The organism is Sphingobium sp. RSMS (assembly GCF_005406185.4).
In the GTDB taxonomy this organism is placed as follows: domain Bacteria; phylum Pseudomonadota; class Alphaproteobacteria; order Sphingomonadales; family Sphingomonadaceae; genus Sphingobium; species Sphingobium fuliginis.
In genome coordinates this window covers 1,523,579-1,538,461 of the sequence record NZ_CM191257.1, presented here as the reverse complement: position 1 = coordinate 1,538,461, position 14,883 = coordinate 1,523,579, and the positions used below count along the sequence as shown (strand labels likewise).

The following is a 14,883-nucleotide window of genomic DNA, read 5'->3' as shown; positions in this document are numbered from 1 at the left end:
TATTGAGGGTCTAGAAATGCAGGGCAGCGCCCAACGTTACTTGCGTGCCGCTATAGTTGGAGACGCTGGTGTCCGTTCTGCGGGTGTAATGCTGGGCATCCAGCGTAAGATCGAAACGATCCGAAAGTTTCCTGGTCAACAGCCCGCCAAAGCGACGATTGCGGTCGGCCGTTATCGAATAGGGACGAAGCGCCGCATCCTGACGGAACTTTCTGCGGTCCCATTCCGCATAAAGGCCGGCGGACGTCAGTTCGGAGATCGAAAATTCGCCCTGGATGCGGTAGCTGGTATCGATGGCGAAACCACTGGCGATCAGGCTGTCGTTAACGATGGCGCGCTCTGTCATGGCCGTCAGCTTCAGGCGCGGAATGGCTTGCGTCGACAGGCTGACTTTCCAGCCCAGCCCGTCATAGCCGCCCACCGCCGCGCTGTCGCTGCTGACGTCGAGCCAACGGACATCCGCGTCGATCTGCGTGATCGGCGTCACCGCGCGCTGGAACCGCAGCCCGTAGCTGTTGATGCGGTTCTCTATGCCCAGCGTGTCGCGTTTGCTGTTCACCCGCTCATAATAAACGGTCAGCGTGCCCAGGCTGGGCATGGCATAGCCGATCCCGCCCATGAACATATCGCTGGTCTGGTCGGCATAGTCGAACTGGTCGGCATTGCGCGTCCTGTCATGCTCATAGCTCGCCACAGGGAACAGCCCCGGGCGCTCGCAGGTGAAATCCGCGCCGACCGTGGCGAACTTCTGGAGGTTTTCGGTCGCGGAATTGATGTCGCCATAATCAGCGCGCTGTTGGCGATAGGAGGCGCGGGGGGTGATCAGGCAGGTCGCGCCGAAGCGGATATTGGCCTTCGCCTCCGTATCCAGACGCAACTTGCTCCGCTGTCCTTCGGAAATGAAACGGTCATAGCCGATCTTCCCCCGCAGCAGGATGTCGTGACGGCCCACCGGCATGCCATAGGTCGCCTCCAGAGAGGGCGTGACGATCAGGTCGTCGGTGGGGTTTTCGACGCGGTCGTCCACGCGATAGACGTTGTCGTCATAGAGTAGATCGAGGCCGGCCGTCAGATGAAGACCGTAATCCCTGATCCGCTTCTGCTCCATGGCATTGTTGATGCGCTTTGGCTCAGTCGTACCGTCATTATCCTGCGCCTGCGAAACTGTCGGCATGGCCGCGACCATTGCGGCACCACTTAGCGCTGCCGCAAAACAGGTGCGCGACCATGAAGTCTGTCGATCGCAGGGCGCAGAAATGCGGCCCCGCAATCGCGGATTATTATATTTGTTCAAAACCAATCGACCCTTATTGCATTGCAGCAATCAGGGCATGCTAGAAGTATTTCTACGTAAAACCACTGCCCGAAAAGCAGCTTGTCGCGTCAAAACAACGGCTCGGTTCATCGCAAACAGGGCGCGGCGGGACCAGTCCCGGCGCACCCTGCAGCTGTTAATCTGGGAGAAAGCTTGAGCCTTGCGAGTCCGGTCAGAAGATCAGCCAGGCGATGGCCGCGACCGCGCCGACAAAGGCCACGATGCCGGCCCAACGCGACAGGAGCTGTACGCCGCTTTCGGCGTGATCGGCAAACGTCATGCCGTCGATGCGAGCGGGAAGCTCACGGCGCACCTCCGCCGTTTCGATCAAAGAGGGTGCCGTCGCAACTGCTGCAAATTCTTCCGCCACGTCGATGTTCCCGCCGCCCGATTGGTGATGGCGTTAATATCCGATTTTGCGGTTAACAAATAGTTGGGAAGGAAGGCCTACTGACATCGATTCGTCGCATATGACCATGCGACGGCGCTCAATTCTTAATCTGGGATAAGATCTTTTGCGACGAAGCGTTTTCAGCAACATTTCGTCGCAAATATCATTTTCTCGGCGGAACCTTTTTCGCTTTCCCGCGTCTTGGCCGCTCCGCCGATTCGCGCTCCAGATTTGGCATTCGGCGGGCGCTAATAAGCGTTCTTGTGGACCAGCACGTTCAGCGTTCCGAACAGGATCGCAATGTCGCGGGTCAGGCTCCAGCCATGCAGATATTCCAGATCCGCCTCGACCCGGTTCAATATGTCGCGGCGCGTTTCCGTCGCACCCCGGAAGCCGCGGATCTGCGCCAGGCCGGTGATCCCCGGCTTCAGTGCATGGCGGTGCCAATATTGCCGGTCCACCTGCCAGAATAGCTGTTCCTCCGCCGTCGATCCCAGGGCGTGGGGGCGGGGGCCGACCAGGCTCATCTCTCCCAGCAATACGTTGATGAGCTGCGGCAGTTCATCGATGCTGGTCTTGCGGATGAATGCGCCGACGCGCGTGATGCGATTGTCGTCCCGCTGCGTCGAAGTCGCGCCCGCGCTGTCGCACTGCTCCACCTTCATGCTGCGGAATTTCAGGATATGGAACAGCATGTTGCCGCGTCCGATCCGTTCCTGCTTGAAGAAGACGGGGCCCGGGGAGTCCAGCTTGATGAGGATCGCCACCACCGCCATCAGCGGCGCGAGAAGGATCAGCACCGGTACGGTCAAAGCGATGTCCAGCAGGCGCTTCTTGGCTCGGTTGGCGAGGTTCAACGGCCCGCGCGACACCACCAGCGTGGGCGTGCCGCGGTAAGACTGGACCGCCAGCGGCGCCATCGGGTCCAGTTCGGGCACGATGATCTCGCCCAATATGTTGCCGCCTTTCAGCATCTGGGCCCAATCCGCCTTGCGTTCGGCTGGGCAGGAGATCACCGCGCGATCATAGTCGCGGAGCAGGGTGCCCAGGCGATGCAGCATATAGGGATCGTCCAGATCGGCCTTCAGCCCGATGGCCGCCGCATCGACGATCACCATGCCGCTGACGTCGTCGGGAATGGCGCCGTCATCGATGATCAGGAGCTGGGCGAACAGGCCGTCGGCAAAGTTGCGGCGCACCATATGCACGATCATCAGCCGCTGTAGGACGAGCAAAGTGCCGCTACACAAGATACCGGCCGAAATGCCAAGCCGCGACAATTGTCCTGTCGCCTTCAGCGAAAAGACAACCAGCAGGAAGATCAGCAATGTTCCTGCGAAAGCCATGGTGGCGCTGCGGCAGGACTGCGTCATGCGCATCAGGCAATGGGGATTATAGGCCTGGTTATGGAAAGCCAGGACCGCGTAAACGATCATGCCGCCCGCCAGCGGCTGCCACTGCCCGTCCGCCAGCCATTGCAGGCCGGCGGCGCGCAGCCCGAAGGCGAAGCCCGTGGCAAGCGCGGCCATATCGGCAACCAGCAGGAGCAGGCACAGCCAAAGCCGCGCATTCCGCTGCCCTGAGGCCGTAGCGGGCTGGCGACTGGGAACACCTTCGATCGCCAGATCAATTTTCGACATCTGCAACCCTTTTTATGTCTTGACGTCAAGCCGGGCACCGCCGCGCGGCAGTGTGTTAACCATCAGACATCCGCAGCGTTTTGATTTATGTTGCGCAGCAGCAGGGCATAAATGCCGTGGACTGACAATCGGGCTTGGGGTGCGCGGACCCGCTTTTCCGATGATCCGTTTGTCCTGGAAGATGCTCTGCCCCAGATTTGCGACGACCTGAAATGGCGAGCGTTGCCATGCGGCGCTTCCGGGGCGCGCAGAACGCCGCCCGATCCGAATCACCAGCAGGATCAGCCTATTATCCACCACCCCAGCAAAAACAGCGTGGCGAGCAGCGCGAAGGGGCCTGCCCAGCGCGACAGGCGCTGGATCGCGCCCTCCATCTGCTCTTGCGGAACATGCCACCATGAAGCGGGATTTCCATCCTCCCGGCTGTTCGTCTGCACAGGATCATGCTGAGGCGCGGCAGGAGCGGCTTTTGCGCCGCTGCCCTTGTCCTGTGGTTGGGGAGAAAGGTCGATCATGTCCGCAGTCCCAACCATCCCTGATGCGACCTGTCGACAGAATAGCCCGGCTGGCCGAAAAGGAAAGCGGATTCAGGCTTTTCGTTTCGGCAAAATCATCCGCGTCGGATCGTTCAACTGGACCCTTGGATGAAAGGGATGCGGCGATTATCCTGCTCCTCATGAAACAGGACCGACAGATCGATGCCGTCGACCGAAAGATCATCGCAGCCCTGCAGGAGGATGCGACGCTCAGCCATGCCGAGCTGGCGGAGCGGGTCGGGGCTTCCAGCGCTTCCTGCTGGCGTCGGATCAAGGCGCTGGAGGCTGCGGGCGTCCTCGCCGGGACGGTCAGGCTGGTCGATCCGGAAAGGGTCGGGCGGGGCGTCAACGTCCTTTGCAACATCCGCATGCGAAGCCACGCGCAGGAGGCCCGCCGCGCCTTCGAGCAGTTTGTCGAGGGTCGCCCGGAAATCGTCGAATGCTTTTCGATGTCGGGGGAATGGGACTATCTGATGCGCATCGTGGTCGCGGATGTCGCGGACTACAATCGCTTCCTGATGATGACCCTTTTGGGGCATCCCTCGGTCGCCGGTGCTGCGTCGCACTTCGCCCTGTCCATGACGAAGTTCACCACCGCCCTGCCGGTCTGACCTTGAGGGCGACGGGAGAAGCCGTGCGGCGATGCATCAAGGGTGGGGAGGATCTGGTGGACGCAGTTTTTTGGTGGACGCACTAGGGCTCGAACCTAGGACCCGCTGATTAAGAGCCATGATCAGAGGGTCCTAGCACGTCCGCATGTGTCCAAAAATGGCGGAAAACTACGATTCATAGTCCGCATTGTTCTTGAAATGTTCGCCAGTATCCACTACAAAAAGCTACCTAAGGTAGCAGGTACATATGGCGAACAAAGTAGGTTTGACGGACGCAAAGATCGCAGGGCTGAAGGCGCCGACTGCGGGTCAGATTGAGCTCGCCGATGGTATCGTACCCGGCCTTAGGCTCCGCATGGGTGCCAGTGGTATCAAGACGTACATTCTGCGCAAGCGGGCTCAGGGCAAATGGTTGAATGTGACAATCGGACGCCATGGGCCGAGCTTTACACTGGCCCATGCCCGCAAGAAGGCGCGCGATCTGCTTGTCGATGTCGAGCAGGGCAAGAGCATCGCCAGAAAAGCGGGCGCAAAGAGGAAGGTGTCAAAAGGCGTAGGGACAGTCGCGGAGCTCTACGAGACGTACCTTGCTCAGCAGATCGAGGGCAAAAAGCGGAGCGCGAGGGAGTTCGATCGGGTCTTCCGAAAGTACATTGAGCCCGAGATTGGAGACCGGCTCGCAGACTCCATAACCCGAAGTGACGTGAGCCGCTTCGTTGAGAAAATTGCGTTCGAGAGGGGCAAGGAAACCCTGACGATGGCGCGGATCGTATATCGCCATCTTTCGACCTTCTACACGTGGGCGCTCACCAGACTTGAGCATATGCCCGCCAATCCTTGCCGGGATGCGTGGCGCCCGAAGCGGAATGAACCTCGCGACCGTGTACTCAGCGACCGTGAGCTTGCTGCACTGTGGCAATCTGCGGTCGAGGATGGCTATCCGTTCGGTCATCTCGTGCAGATGCTTATCCTTACGGCTCAGCGCCGGGGCGAGGTGCTCGATGCAGCGTGCGACGAGTTCGATTTCAAGGCGAAAGTCTGGACAGTTCCGGGCGACCGAGCAAAAAACGGCAAGGCGAATGTGGTGCCGCTATCCGCGCAGGCCCTGGCAGTCATCACCGAGATATTCATGGCGGCTGGCATCGACCCCGACGAGGCCCACAAGCAATCCCAGATCCTGTTGGCATCGAAGGTCACCAATACGAACAGCGTCAGCGGACTATCGAAGGCCTGGAAGCGGATCAGAGCAAGCGTGGACGAGAAGCTCGGCTATGAGGCCGGTCACTTCACAATGCATGATATTCGACGGACGGTGGCAACCGGTCTCCAGCGTCTTGGCATACCCCTGGTGGTTTCTGAGGCGGTCCTCAATCACCAGTCAGGATCAGCTATGGCTGGCGTCGCTGGGGTCTATCACCGTCACCAATATACCAACGAGAAACGAGAGGCGTTGGCGTTGTGGGGAAAGGAGGTAATGCAGATCGCAGCCAAGTACCCATCCGAGGCCAAAGACGGCTAATTTCAGAGGGGATCGAATCCGCTACAAATCAGCCCAGCCAGAAGCCGCTGGATGATGGACTCTGCTCTGGCCATCGTGGATCGATCTCTAGAAACGCCAATGTCGAAGGACCTCTCGGACATATCCGGGCGTCTCGCCATTGCGGGGAATGCCGCCTGCGCGCTCGACCGCCCCTGGACCGGCATTGTAGGCAGCCACTGCGAGGTGAACCACGCCGAACCTGTCGAGCATCTGCCTTAGGTACCGCGCCGCGCCGAAGATGTTGGCCATCGGGTCAAAACGGTTGAAGACCCCGAGTTCCTTTGCTGTTGCGGGCATCAGCTGCCCAAGGCCCGCGGCACCCGCCGGACTGACGGCCAAAGGGTTGTAGCGAGATTCCGTCCATACGAGAGCATCGAGCAGGCCCTCGGGCAATGAGTACTTCGCTTCCGCCGCATAGATGTGGGGCAGGTAGCTTGTTCGCCTGAAGTCGGACGGGCCACGTTTTTTGGCCTTGGGGTCGTAACTGTAGGGCAGGTAGACCCGCCCAGTTTGCTGCACAGTAAGAACAGATGCCGGGCCTTCCTGGGTGGACCGCCACAGCCCATGCTCGACCAGCTGGAAGCCGTTCGATGTTTCAGCAATCCGAATGCCGTCGGAGTGGCTGGCGGGTGCTTCGATTGTTGCTGGCGTTGGCAACTCCTGGGCAGTGGCGGGGATAGCAGAGGTGATCGCGATGCCTGCGATCAAGAGAGTTTTGATTGTCATTTCTCGATCCTTGTCTAGCCGAATCGAGTCAGAACATATAAAGAACAAACGACGTAGGAAATTGGTTTGGCGCGAGTGCAGAGCGGAGGCTGCGCGGGGAGGGCACCTCAACCGGAGTAGGTCGATGCCCCCGTTAGACAAAGCTCATCAACTCGAACGCCGCGCCCGCACCATCGTTGAAAGCCTTCAAGGTACATGGAGCCGGGGCAAAGGAATGTGCTGCTGCCCGGCGCATGACGACCGAACTCCGTCGCTGAGTGTGACCTTGGGGCGCAAAGCTATCCTGTTTCACTGCTTTGCGGGATGCCTGAATGAGGACGTCATCGCGGCGTTGGATCGCCAGGGCGTTCGCAGCCGCGACCTTTTCAACGCTTCAGACGCTGAGACCATCGAAAAGCATAGATATGGCGACTTCAGTCCCAATGCGCGGCGCTTGTGGCAATCGGCGACGGCGATCTCCGACAGCCCTGCCGTACAATACCTTGCGCAGCGCGGTCTTCTGCGCGGATCCGATCAACTCCGCTACCTGGCGCGCACGCCGCTTGGGCCGCGCGGCGCTGTTCAATTTCTGCCCGCGATGCTGGCCGCAGTAACAACCGACATTGGCATAATCGCGGTACACCGAACGTTTCTCGACTTGGCGAGCGGCAAGCTCGCCGCTTTCGAGCGGCCCAAGCGTGCGCTTGGCACCCTTGGTTGTGGTGCCGTCAGACTGGCGCCGCCGGTACAAGGGCGTCTTGGACTTGCCGAAGGTATCGAGAACGCCCTCTCAGCCATGCAGCTGTTCGACATCCCTTGCTGGGCAACGCTCGGGAATGAGCGCTTCGGCCTTGTTGCGATCCCGGAGAGCGTGGGTGAACTCCATCTGTTCATCGACAATGATGCCGGAGGCGCTCTCGCGGAACAGCGAGCGCTGAAGGCTTACGCTGCGCCTAATCGTGTCATCCACTCACGAGCACCGGCCTCGCCCGGCTTTGACTGGAACGATGAGCTGATGTCTCGGCTTGCCCGTAAACCTGATCCGTTGGGCAGAGGGGAGGGGGCCTTTGGCTGATTGAGGCCTGCCCGCCGCAGGACCTCGTCAGGAGGTTCCCATGTCCAATTCTGCCCTCGCTTTTGCATTCGATGAACCATCACCGCCCGCTGTTGCGACGGCGGCCCAGATCATCGCTTCAGAGCTTGCAGCAGGCCGCGCGCTTTCGCGTAGCGACATCAACCGCATTATGACGGACCACTTCGAGGGCAGCGATGCTCTCGGGCGTTGGTCGGTGCGTGACGCCCACGCAGCTCTAGAGCTGGCACAGGTTCAATACCTGCAAGCGTTCGATCAGATCCAGCTCTCGAGCCCGATCGACGAGGCGGAACAGTTCTTCTTCTCCCTCGATGACCGAATTCCGACCCAGACCAATCGCAGCGACGAGCAGATCGAATGGCAACAATTCGCAACGCCGCCGCGCCTTGCTTGGCTCGCTGCCCGGGCTTGCTCGCTGGTCGCCGACGAACTCGTGCTCGAACCCTCGGCCGGTACCGGTATGCTCGCAGTCTGGGCTACCAAAGCCGGCACGCACCTTGCCTTGAACGAAATCTCGCCGCTGCGCCGCGACTGCCTGACTGCTGCGTTCCCGGCTGCCCGCGTGACCGGGCATGATGCCGAGCTCATCGACGAATTGCTCGATCCGGTCATCGCACCGAGCGTCGTGCTGATGAACCCGCCATATTCTCATGGGATCGAGCGGGGCCACGATAGCCGCACCGGAGCGAGGCATCTGCGCTCGGCCTGGAACCGGCTTGCCCCCGGCGGGCGGCTGGTCGCGATCATGCCTGAATGGTTCGATTGCGCGCGGTTTCTGGCCGGGGCGAAGGGGCCAGTGTCGATGCGGCTCAATGCCGCGGTTGAACGTGCCTTTATCAAGAATGGCACCGGGATCACCACGCGGCTGCTGGTTCTCGATAAGGTGGAAGGTGCCAACGAGCCCATCGCTATTCGCACGAACGAGTTCCGCCAGCTGGTCGATCTTGTTGATGCCTTGCCGGCTCGCGCCAGCCCGGAGGCTGCTCCCCAGAAGTTGAGCCTTCCGGCTCGTGCCCCGTTCCTTCTGGTCGCCGCGCCGCGCAGGCCGCTGCCGACACCAGCAAGGATCACTCCTGCAGCCTCCGCCATTGGGTCGCTCACCTACCAGTCGCTCGAAGCCCCTGCGCCGCTTGACCATCAGGTCGGCCACTATCTTCCCTATCGTCCGAGCAGGATCGTCATTGATGGTGCATCAGGGCATCCGACGCCGCTCGTCGAGTCCGTTGCCATGGGGTCGATTTCGGCACCCAAGCCCGACGCGGTGCCGCAGCTGCCTGACGGGCTTATCGCCAAGGGACTGCTGTCTGCTGCGCAGGCAGAAACCCTGATCTACGCCGCAAGTGCCCATGCGCGCGATTTGCCGGGCAGGTTCGAACCCGAGGACAAGGGCTGTTCGCTCAAGGCCTCGGCGGAAGGTCAGGTGTACCGGCAGGGCTATTTCCTGGGTGATGGAACGGGCGCCGGCAAGGGCCGACAGGTTGCGAGCGTCATTCTCGACCGCTGGGTGCGCGGCGAACGACGCCATATCTGGATCTCGAAGAATGAGGCACTGCTGGAAGATGCGCGGCGCGACTGGGCTGCGCTTGGCGGCCTCCCGATCGACATCCAGCCTCTGGCGTCCTGGAAGCTGGGCACCCCCATCGCGATGCGCGACGGAATCCTCTTCGTCACCTATCCGACACTGCGTTCGGGCCGAAGCGACGCAACGCGGCTTGACCAGATCCTCGCCTGGGCCGGTGAGGAGTTCGATGGCGTGATCGTATTCGACGAAGCGCACGCCATGGCCAACGCCGCCGGCGGTGAAGGATCACGAGGCAAGGTCAAGGGATCGGAGCAAGGCATTGCCGGGGTGCGCCTGCAGAACCTCCTGCCCCGGGCAAGGGTGCTCTACGCCTCGGCCACTGGCGCATCCGACGTTAACAACCTGGCCTATGCCACGCGCCTTGGGCTCTGGGGTCCGGAGACCGCCTTTGCCAATCGCGAGGCTTTCGTTGCCGACATTCGTGACGGCGGAATCGCAGCGATGGAGCTGGTCGCCCGGGACCTCAAGTCGCTCGGCCTCTACACCGCGCGAGCATTGTCCTTCGCCGGCGTCGAATACGAGATTCTCGAGCATTGCCTGAGCGAGGATCAGATCGCCGTCTATGATGCCTATGCCGAGGCCTGGGCGATCATTCACGCCAACCTGCACGAAGCGCTGGAGGCCACGCGGATCGTCGACAGCGAGACCGGCGGCACTCTCAACTCGGGCGCCAAGTCTGCAGCGCTGTCGATCTTCGAGGGAACCAAGCAGCGCTTCTTCGCACAGCTGCTTCTGTCTATGAAGCTCCCGAGCCTGCTGCCTGCGATCGATACGGCGATTGCCGACGGTCACGCTGTTGTCGTCCAGCTGGTCTCGACGGCAGAAGCCATGCTCGACCGCCGACTTGCCGACCTGTCAGACGAGGAGCGCGAAACTCTGGAGATCGACCTGTCCCCGCGGGAATATGTGATCGACTATCTCGCCAAGAGCTTTCCTGTTCGCCTGATGGCGCTGTTCACCGACGAAAACGGCAATCCGCGCTCCGAGCCGATGAGCGACGAGCAAGGCGCACCGGTACTGTGCCGCTCCGCACTCGCCGCACGCGACCGGATGATCGAGCAGCTTTGTGCCCTGCCGCCGATCGCGACCGCGCTTGATGCCATCATCGAACGCTTCGGCGTTGACCAAGTGGCCGAAGTCACCGGTCGCACGCGTCGGCTCATCGTCGGCCGCGATGGTCGTCAGAAGCTCCAATCGCGGTCGCCGCGCGCCAATGTCGCTGAAACCCAGGCCTTCATGGACGGCGCCAAGCGCATCCTCGTCTTTTCCGACGCTGGGGGAACCGGGCGCAGCTACCATGCCGATCTGGCAGCGAGAAACCAGGCCCGCCGCGTCCACTTTCTTCTTGAGCCGGGCTGGCGGGCTGACGCCGCAATCCAGGGGCTTGGCCGGACCAATCGTACCAACCAGGCATCGGCTCCGCTGTTCAGACCAGTGACCACCGATGTGCGCGGCGAGCGCCGGTTCATATCGACGATCGCGCGGCGTCTAGACAGTCTTGGCGCTCTGACGCGCGGGCAGCGCCAGACTGGCGGGCAGAACCTGTTTGATCCGGCCGACAATCTCGAAAGCATCTACGCCAAGGAAGCGCTCCATCGCTGGTTCGGGTTGTTGTTCACCGGCAAGCTTGAAGCGGTTAGCGTGGGGCGCTTTCAGGAACTGACGGGCCTCCGGATCGAAGCGCCCGATGGTTCAATGGTCGATGACCTGCCTTCAATCCAGCGCTGGCTCAATCGCATCCTGGCGCTTCCCATCGCGCTGCAGAACGCGATCTTCGATGAGTTCATGGGGCTGGTCGAAGCCCGCATCGATGCCGCCCGGCTAGCCGGTACACTTGATCTCGGCCTAGAGACGATCGCAGTCGAGCACTTCGCGGTCCTGTCTGACACGCTGCTGCGCACAGATCCGGCCTCGGGCGCGACTACCCATCTGCTGGAACTGGAAATTGCCAGAGCCCTGAAGCCGCTCACGCTGAAACGGCTCGAGGAGCTTCACGGCATCACTGGGCAGCGACAGCGGCCCGTTCGGAACGCCCGCTCAAGTCGGGTCGCTTTGCTGGTGCCCGCCCGAAGCATCCTTGCCGATGACGGTACGCGCGTGGCCCGCTTCGAATTACTGCGCCCGCTGAAGCGCAGCCATATCACCGAGGACCAGCTCGCTGAGAGCAGCTGGGAGGATATCTCCATCGACGCTTTTCGCGAAGCCTGGGCAGCCGAGGTCGAGGAAGCGCGGACTAGCCACAAGTGCGAGCGCCTCTATCTTGCGACGGGCCTCCTACTGCCGGTCTGGGACAAGCTCCCTTCGGATTTCGTGAGGGTCAGCCGCATCTCGGCGGCGGATGGTCGCTCGCTCCTTGGCCGTGAGGTTCCCGTCCATTGCGTTCCGGAGTTGTGCCGGGCCCTTGGTTTCGAGCGCGAGCAGGCGCTGTCCGCCGATGACATTGTCCAGACCGTCCTGGCAACGGGACGGGCCATGGAATTCGCCGGCCGCGAGCAGCTCATGGTCAAGCGCAGCCTGGTAAATGGCTCACAGCGAATTGAGCTCACCGGTTGGAGCGTAGCCCGCCTCGACTGGTACAAAGCCCAAGGCTGCTTTACCGAGATCATCCGCTATCAGACCCGGCTCTTCGTGCCGATCGAGGGCGCGGCGAGCGTGATTGCCCGACTGATATCATCGGCATAGCTCCTTGCCAAATGGCATTGAACCCCATATATGATGCCATATGGAGAAGTGCTATGCTGGCTTTGCAACCTGTTGATACCGCCGTTGCCGCCTTCCGGCCCGATCCCATCACCCAAGACGAGGCAGCTGCCATGTTCCGGGCAGTCCTCAACCTGTTCGGCAAATGGGAACTGACCGACGAGCAGGCGGCAACCTTGCTCGACATGCCGGTTCGCACCTATCGGCGCTGGAAGGCGGAAGGCCCCGGGCGCGTCTCGCGCGATGGGCGTGCGCGCCTATCCAACCTCATGGGCATCCACAAGGCGCTCCGGATCATCTTCTCGGAGGCGACCCGTGGTGTTGCCTGGATCAGGGCGGCCAACGATGCGTTCGGCGGAGCGAGTGCGCTCGACGTGATGCTTGGAGGCGAAATCACCGACATCATGCGGGTGCGCCGCTACCTCGACGCCGAGCGCAGTGGCTGGTGAGCGAAGCGGCGGACATCCCAATCTCTAGGGTGTGTGGGGATTCATCGTGAGTTGATGATGGCTGCGGCGAGATAGATCATTGCAGAGAAGCTCTGGTCGGTTTTGCAGGCACGCATAGCGATGCGTTTGAATTCCTTAAGTTTGGAGAAGAAGTTTTCGATCAGGTGACGCCATTTGTACATCTCGACGTCGATCTTGAGCTTTTGGGCGCGGCCGGGATGTTGTGAAATGACAACCTTCGCCCCACGCTGATCAAGATCCTGTACAATCCAGTTGGAATCGAAGGCCTTGTCGCCCAGCAGGGCACCGAACTCAATACCGTCGATCAACGGTGCGACGCCTATGGTGTCGTAGCGGTTGCCCGGCAGCAACTCGAAGCGCACCAGATTGCCCAAGGCATCGGTCAGCGCCAGAATCTTGGTCGTCATGCCGCCTTTTGAGCGACCAATGGCCTGGCCCTGAGTCCCCCTTTTGCGCCCTGGCCATGCCGGTGAACCTTGACGATGGTCGCATCGACCATGGCGTATTCCATGTCGGGTTCCTCCGACAGCACATCGAAAATACGCTTGAAAATATCGGCTTCCCGCCAATCGCGAAACCGCCTGAACGCCGTACTCCAGTTGCCGAACATGGCGGGCAGATCACGCCATGGACTGCCCGTGCGAACAATCCACAGCACCGCCTCCATGAATAGCCGGTTGTCCCTTCCGCTCCGCCCAGGGTCAGTCGGCTTACCCAGACAATGTGGCTCCATCTTTGCCCATTGGGCGTCGGTCAGTACGAAACGGTCCATCCAGAGCGTGAATCACATCTCCCAACAAATGGGAATCCTAAATCCCCACAACCCCTAGAGTTGATTGGAAGGGTGCTGTCAGGATCATCCGCAGCGCCTTCCCGCCGATTGACCTGTTCGAAGACATCGCTGATCCAGCCGACTGGCCGCTGCTGATTTCGGCGGAGCAGAAAAGCAATCCCCGCATCATGGCCACGATCGGCAATCTCGACCTCGTTCCTGTCGGCCGGCGCGTCGGCGGCAACGGGGCCTCCTACCTCATGGCGGCATTCACCCACGTCAGCACTGACCGGCCAAGCCGCTTTACCGATGGCAGCTTTGGCGTGCTCTACGTTGGCGACCGGTTTGAAACCGCGCTGTTCGAGACGATCCACCACCATGCCCGCTTCATGGCACGGACAAAGGAAGCGGCTGGCTGGACTTCGCAGTTCCGGGAGATCGTCATGGCGGTCGATGCAGACCTACATGATCTTAGATCCGCAGCTGCGGAACCGGCCCCGATGCTGGACCCTGACAGCTACGCGGCATCTCAAGCTCTCGCTGCGAATCTCAGGGGCGCAGAATCCGACGGAATTATCTACCCGAGCATCCGGCATCCCGGTGGGGAGTGCGTCGCACTCTTCTACCCGGACTGCGCGTCAAACCCCTTGCAGGGGCGCCACCTCGATTATCACTGGGATGGCCAGCGAGTTGACCTCGTGCGTGATGCCGGATCAGGGGCGGTTTTCCGTATCGTCGATTTGCCGCTCGACCCTGTCTGACCGCATAGACTGGGTTTCCGGCAGAGTGCTGTAGGGTCTCCGAGCGCAGTTGACGGCCAGAGGGTTCATGCCTGCGCACCAGCCCTCACGAGTTCATGAAGGGCTCTGTCTGGTGAGACCGGGCCCTTGTAGAGCGGGCTACACGGTGTCTCTGCTAGCTTGGCGGAAATCGCCAGAAGGTCGTCGTCATCACCCTTTTCATAGGCATAGGCGGCCAGCCAGAATTCGGCCTGCTTAACGAACTCATTTAGGATGCCTACGACGCTCCGGTTCGCCGTCTTGGCGTACTGGACCTTGTCCATTCGCCAGACTTCTTGCGCGATGAATTCGCTTGGGGCACCGTGCTCTTTCAGGACAAGCGCCAGCTGCGCCGGGAAGCGTCGAGCAAGCGTGGCCGCTGGAGCCAGCGGCATTAGCACGGGAAGAAGCGTGCGCTCAGAAACCAGCAAAGCTAATTGCGGCTTCCAGAACAGGACGGTGGCGTACCAGTTGCCCAGCGCTGTGTCGTTTTGCCCAGGCACAGCGACTTCCGGTTTGATCCGATCGAGTAGCTTTTTCGTGCAATGGAGGTGGAACATCACGGCAGACGATAGTTTTCGGCGATCAGTGAGTCCATCGACGCTAATGGCCTTGCCATGTGGATGGCAATCCCCGCGACAGTAGCGGTTGCTCAGCCACATTTTTTGGGTCGTGTGAAACCTTCCCGTCTTTCATTCGCACCTCGGCCCCCGGGCGTTCGCAGCGGACCGAGTGGGCAAGCGAGCTTA

General features: G+C 61.0%; 13 protein-coding genes. 6 read left to right on the top strand and 7 right to left on the bottom strand.

Annotated features, from left to right (window positions below):
* Window positions 1-10: 10 nt before the first annotated feature.
* From EGM87_RS07125 to EGM87_RS07110, 4 genes are all read right to left on the bottom strand, one after another.
* Window positions 11-1,186: a hypothetical protein gene (locus tag EGM87_RS07125; RefSeq protein ID WP_044662417.1), complete on the bottom strand. Its 1,176-nt coding sequence runs from the start codon at window positions 1,184-1,186 to the stop codon at window positions 11-13.
* Window positions 1,187-1,487: 301 nt separating this feature from the next.
* Entirely contained in the window at window positions 1,488-1,685 is a 198-nt protein-coding gene (locus EGM87_RS07120) for a hypothetical protein (RefSeq protein WP_130029976.1), read from the bottom strand.
* Window positions 1,686-1,954: 269 nt separating this feature from the next.
* Window positions 1,955-3,346, bottom strand: coding sequence for a sugar transferase (locus EGM87_RS07115; RefSeq protein ID WP_025548789.1), 1,392 nt, complete (start codon window positions 3,344-3,346; stop codon window positions 1,955-1,957).
* A 281-nt stretch (window positions 3,347-3,627) separates the two neighbouring features.
* Entirely contained in the window at window positions 3,628-3,861 is a 234-nt protein-coding gene (locus EGM87_RS07110) for a hypothetical protein (RefSeq protein ID WP_025548787.1), read from the bottom strand.
* Between the two features lie 161 nt (window positions 3,862-4,022).
* On the opposite strand from EGM87_RS07110, the gene EGM87_RS07105 reads away from it, so the two are divergent.
* Together EGM87_RS07105 and EGM87_RS07100 are read left to right on the top strand one after the other, a co-directional pair.
* Entirely contained in the window at window positions 4,023-4,493 is a 471-nt protein-coding gene (locus EGM87_RS07105; RefSeq protein ID WP_044663163.1) for an Lrp/AsnC family transcriptional regulator, read from the top strand.
* A 247-nt stretch (window positions 4,494-4,740) separates the two neighbouring features.
* Window positions 4,741-6,012 (top strand): tyrosine-type recombinase/integrase, encoded by a 1,272-nt coding sequence (locus EGM87_RS07100; protein ID WP_137710356.1) that lies wholly within the window; start codon window positions 4,741-4,743, stop codon window positions 6,010-6,012.
* An 87-nt stretch (window positions 6,013-6,099) separates the two neighbouring features.
* Here the strand turns inward: EGM87_RS07100 and EGM87_RS07095 are convergent, their stop codons facing one another.
* Entirely contained in the window at window positions 6,100-6,759 is a 660-nt protein-coding gene (locus EGM87_RS07095; RefSeq protein ID WP_137710357.1) for a lytic transglycosylase domain-containing protein, read from the bottom strand.
* A 124-nt stretch (window positions 6,760-6,883) separates the two neighbouring features.
* On the opposite strand from EGM87_RS07095, the gene EGM87_RS07090 reads away from it, so the two are divergent.
* The 3 genes from EGM87_RS07090 to EGM87_RS07080 are packed head-to-tail and all read left to right on the top strand — an operon-like array spanning window position 6,884 to window position 12,562.
* Window positions 6,884-7,813, top strand: a complete 930-nt coding sequence (locus EGM87_RS07090; RefSeq protein ID WP_137710358.1) for a DUF7146 domain-containing protein — start codon at window positions 6,884-6,886, stop codon at window positions 7,811-7,813.
* A 40-nt stretch (window positions 7,814-7,853) separates the two neighbouring features.
* Window positions 7,854-12,095, top strand: coding sequence for a strawberry notch-like NTP hydrolase domain-containing protein (locus tag EGM87_RS07085; protein ID WP_137710359.1), 4,242 nt, complete (start codon window positions 7,854-7,856; stop codon window positions 12,093-12,095).
* Window positions 12,096-12,148: 53 nt separating this feature from the next.
* Window positions 12,149-12,562: an MbcA/ParS/Xre antitoxin family protein gene (locus EGM87_RS07080; protein WP_137710360.1), complete on the top strand. Its 414-nt coding sequence runs from the start codon at window positions 12,149-12,151 to the stop codon at window positions 12,560-12,562.
* Window positions 12,563-12,603: 41 nt separating this feature from the next.
* Here the strand turns inward: EGM87_RS07080 and EGM87_RS07075 are convergent.
* Window positions 12,604-13,355, bottom strand: a protein-coding gene (locus EGM87_RS07075; protein WP_148564693.1) for an IS5 family transposase whose coding sequence is annotated in 2 segments (ribosomal slippage) — window positions 12,604-13,025 and window positions 13,025-13,355 — 753 coding nt in all. Because the reading frame shifts where the segments join, the coding sequence is not laid out codon by codon here.
* 41 nt (window positions 13,356-13,396) lie between these two features.
* Here EGM87_RS07075 and EGM87_RS07070 point away from each other — a divergent pair.
* The gene (locus EGM87_RS07070) at window positions 13,397-14,116 is read left to right on the top strand and encodes an RES family NAD+ phosphorylase (protein WP_137710361.1); all 720 of its coding nucleotides are present in this window, start codon (window positions 13,397-13,399) and stop codon (window positions 14,114-14,116) included.
* Window positions 14,117-14,181: 65 nt separating this feature from the next.
* Here EGM87_RS07070 and EGM87_RS07065 read toward each other — a convergent pair whose 3' ends face one another.
* Window positions 14,182-14,796, bottom strand: a complete 615-nt coding sequence (locus EGM87_RS07065; RefSeq protein WP_262857330.1) for a DUF6933 domain-containing protein — start codon at window positions 14,794-14,796, stop codon at window positions 14,182-14,184.
* Window positions 14,797-14,883 lie beyond the last annotated feature (87 nt).

Excerpts from the sequence above, each read along its gene's own strand:
- EGM87_RS07085 (WP_137710359.1), top strand. The coding sequence starts at position 7,854 with ATGTCCAATTCTGCCCTCGCTTTTGCATTCGATGAACCATCACCGCCC.
- EGM87_RS07100 (WP_137710356.1), top strand. The coding sequence starts at position 4,741 with ATGGCGAACAAAGTAGGTTTGACGGACGCAAAGATCGCAGGGCTGAAG.
- EGM87_RS07090 (WP_137710358.1), top strand. The coding sequence starts at position 6,884 with ATGCCCCCGTTAGACAAAGCTCATCAACTCGAACGCCGCGCCCGCACC.
- EGM87_RS07125 (WP_044662417.1), bottom strand. The coding sequence starts at position 1,186 with ATGGTCGCGGCCATGCCGACAGTTTCGCAGGCGCAGGATAATGACGGT.
- EGM87_RS07110 (WP_025548787.1), bottom strand. The coding sequence starts at position 3,861 with ATGATCGACCTTTCTCCCCAACCACAGGACAAGGGCAGCGGCGCAAAA.
- EGM87_RS07080 (WP_137710360.1), top strand. The coding sequence starts at position 12,149 with ATGCTGGCTTTGCAACCTGTTGATACCGCCGTTGCCGCCTTCCGGCCC.
- EGM87_RS07105 (WP_044663163.1), top strand. The coding sequence starts at position 4,023 with ATGAAACAGGACCGACAGATCGATGCCGTCGACCGAAAGATCATCGCA.
- EGM87_RS07095 (WP_137710357.1), bottom strand. The coding sequence starts at position 6,759 with ATGACAATCAAAACTCTCTTGATCGCAGGCATCGCGATCACCTCTGCT.
- EGM87_RS07115 (WP_025548789.1), bottom strand. The coding sequence starts at position 3,346 with ATGTCGAAAATTGATCTGGCGATCGAAGGTGTTCCCAGTCGCCAGCCC.
- EGM87_RS07065 (WP_262857330.1), bottom strand. The coding sequence starts at position 14,796 with ATGTGGCTGAGCAACCGCTACTGTCGCGGGGATTGCCATCCACATGGC.